The organism is Melaminivora alkalimesophila (genome assembly GCF_000282995.1).
Lineage (GTDB): Bacteria > Pseudomonadota > Gammaproteobacteria > Burkholderiales > Burkholderiaceae_C > Melaminivora > Melaminivora alkalimesophila.
Map to the genome: position 1 here is coordinate 1 of NZ_ALEE01000776.1, position 3,166 is coordinate 3,166.

1 protein-coding gene is annotated in these 3,166 nt (G+C 68.2%); it reads right to left on the reverse strand.

The window, feature by feature from the left end; all coding sequences use genetic code 11:
* Positions 1 to 168: 168 nt before the first annotated feature.
* Positions 169 to 3,166, reverse strand: a 2,998-nt coding sequence (gene dnaE, locus A612_RS14965; protein WP_019375251.1) for a DNA polymerase III subunit alpha, incomplete at its 5' end; no start/stop codon positions are given.

A 3,166-nucleotide genomic window follows, 5' to 3' on the forward strand; every position in this document is an offset into this window, starting at 1 on the left:
TCGCGTTTTCTGAGGCCGCCGCTCGAGCACGACGGCGCCGCCACCGTCCCGTGCAGGGGACTGGGGCTGCGCAGGGGGCTGCGAGGGAGGAAGGGTTGCCATGAAATTCATTCTAGCCAGCCGCGCTCTCGCGCGGTCTTAGGGAAATTGGCGTCTCGGACGCATTTTTCAAGCGATTTCGGGCTGCTCGTACACCACGCTCACCCCGTCCGCCCCGACCTGGCTGCTCCAGGCCGCCAGCGCCGCGTCGCAGGGATAGAAACAGCTGTCCTCGCCCAGCTGCAGCTCCGCGACCGCAGCCCCGTCAGGCGCCTCGCAGTGCACCGCCAGGCGCACGCGCAGGCCATGCTGCAGCACCTCGCCGTGCTCCGTCTCCTCCTGCCGGGGAGGAAAGGCGCGCACGATCGCCCCCACGTCGGGGCGCGCCTGGCCGGCGACATGCAGATAACGTCCAAAACGTGCCCGCGCGCCCGCCAGCCCCCAGACCTGCTGCACCTTCAGCCGCAGCCCGCCGCTGAAATGGTCCGGCTGCAGGCGGCCGCTCGCCACCACGAACTCGTCGTCGCGCAGCAGCGCGGCGGCGGCCGCCAGCACCGCCTCATCGGCGCTGGCCTCGATGCTCGCCGAGCCGTCGTCCAGGCGGAACAGGCCGAGCCGCCCGCGCTGGCCGTTGATCGCGCGAAAGTCGGTGACGATGCCGGCGACCAGCTGGGCCTCGCGACTGTCGGCCAGCTCGGCGATGGGCGTGCGCACAAAGCGCCGCACTTCGGCCGCGACCTCGTCGAACAGGTGGCCCGACAGATAGAAGCCGATGGCGCTCTTTTCCTGGGTGAGGCGCTCGCGCACGCTCCAGGGCTCGGCCGCGACCAGCTCGGGCTCCTGGGTGCTCGAGCCGATGGCGTCCTCGCCCATCATGTCGAACAGGCCGCCCTGGTTGGCGTTCGCCGCCTGCGCGTTCGCAAAATCGAAGGCCCGATCGATGGAGGCGACCAGCTGCGCCCGGTTGTCGTGCAGCCGGTCGAACGCCCCGGCCTTTATCAGCGCCTCCACGGTGCGCTTGTTGACGCGCGAGCGATCCACGCGCACGCAGAAATCGTAGAGGCTGCGAAACGGCCCCACGACCTCGGCCTGCGGGCCGGCGCCCCGCCCCTCGCGCGCCGCGATGATGGCCTCGATCGCCTGCTGGCCCGTTCCCTTGACGGCCCCGAGCCCGTAGCGGATCACCTTGTCGGTGATCGGTTCGAAGCGGTAGCCGCCGCGGTTGATGTCCGGCGCCTCGAAGCGGATGCCGAAATGCTTGACCGCATCCTCGTACAGCACCTTCAGCTTGTCCGTGTCGTCCATTTCCACGGTCATGTTGGCGCAGTAGAACTCGGCCGTGTAGTGCACCTTCAGCCAGCCCGTGTGGTAGGCGAGCAGGGAGTAGGCGGCGGCGTGCGACTTGTTGAAGCCGTAGCCTGCGAACTTCTCCATCAGGTCGAAGACCTCGTCGGCCTGGGCCTGGCCGATGCCCTTCTCGGCCGCGCCCTTGCGGAAGATCTCGCGGTGCTCGGCCATCTCCTCGGGCTTCTTCTTGCCCATCGCGCGGCGCAGCATGTCGGCGCCGCCCAGCGAGTAGCCGCCCAGCACCTGGGCGGTCTGCATGACCTGCTCCTGGTAGACCATGATGCCGTAGGTCTCGGCCAGCACCGGCTCGACCAGCGGGTGCGGATAGACCACTTCCTCGCGCCCGTGCTTGCGTGCGACGAAGCTGGGGATCAGGTCCATCGGGCCGGGCCGGTACAGCGCGTTCAGGGCGATCAGGTCTTCCAGGCGGCTGGGGCGTGCCTCGCGCAGCATGCCTTGCATGCCGCGGCTTTCGAACTGGAACACGGCCTCCGTGCGGCCGTCGGCAAACAGCCGGTAGGTGCGCGCATCGTCGAGCGGTACCTGTTCGTACGAAAAATCCTCGCGCCCCTTGTGGCGCTTCTGGATCAGCTCGCGCGCGATCTCCAGGATAGTCAGCGTCGCCAAGCCCAGGAAGTCGAACTTCACCAGCCCGATCGCCTCCACGTCGTCCTTGTCGTACTGGCTCACGGCCGACTCGCTCCCGGGCTGCTGGTAGAGCGGGCAGAAGTCGGTCAGCTTGCCCGGCGCGATCAGCACGCCACCGGCATGCATGCCGACGTTGCGCGTCAGCCCTTCGAGCTTCTGCGCCATCTCGATGACGGTGCGCACGTCTTCTTCCTTGCGCACGCGCTCGTACAGCAGGGGCTCGAGCTCCAGAGCGTAGTTGTTCTTGTCGCCCTCGCGCCGCGGCTCGGGCGGGTAGGCCAGCGTGTAGCTCATGCCCGGCTTGCCCGGCACCAGCTTGGAGATGCCGTCGCAGAAGGTGTAGCTCATGTCCATGACGCGGCCCACGTCGCGGATCGCCGCCTTGGCCGCCATGGTGCCGAAGGTGGCGATCTGGCTCACCGCCTCCTTGCCGTACTTGTCCTTGACATAGTCGATGACCCGGTCGCGGTTGGCCTGGCAAAAATCGATGTCGAAGTCGGGCATGGACACCCGCTCCGGGTTCAGGAAACGCTCGAACAGCAGGTTGTACTGCAGCGGATCCAGGTCAGTGATCTTGAGCGCGTAGGCCACCAGCGAACCGGCGCCCGAACCGCGCCCCGGGCCCACCGGGCAGCCGTTCGCCTTGGCCCACTGGATGAAGTCGCCGACGATCAGGAAGTAGCCGGGAAAGCCCATGTCGAGGATGGTGCGCAGCTCGAACTCCAGCCGCTCCAGGTAGCGCGGCCGGACCTGTTCGCGCGCCGCCTCGTCCGGGTAGAGAAGCTGCAGCCGCTCTTCCAGCCCCTGGCGGGCGGACTGGCGGAAATACTCGTCGATGGGCATCCCATCGGGGGTCGGGAAGTGCGGCAGCTGGGGCTTGCCCAGCACCAGTTCGAGGTTGCAGCGGCGCGCGATCTCCACGCTATTGGCCAGCGCCGAGGGCAGGTCGGCGAACAGCTCCGCCATCTCCGTGCCGCGCTTGAAATGCTGCTCGCGCGTGAAGCGGCGCACGCGGCGCGGATTCGCGAGGATTTCGCCCTCGGCGATGCACACGCGCACCTCGTGCGCCTCGTAGTCCTCGGGAGCGAGGAACTGGATCGGGTGCGTGGCGACCACCGGCAGCCCCAGCCGC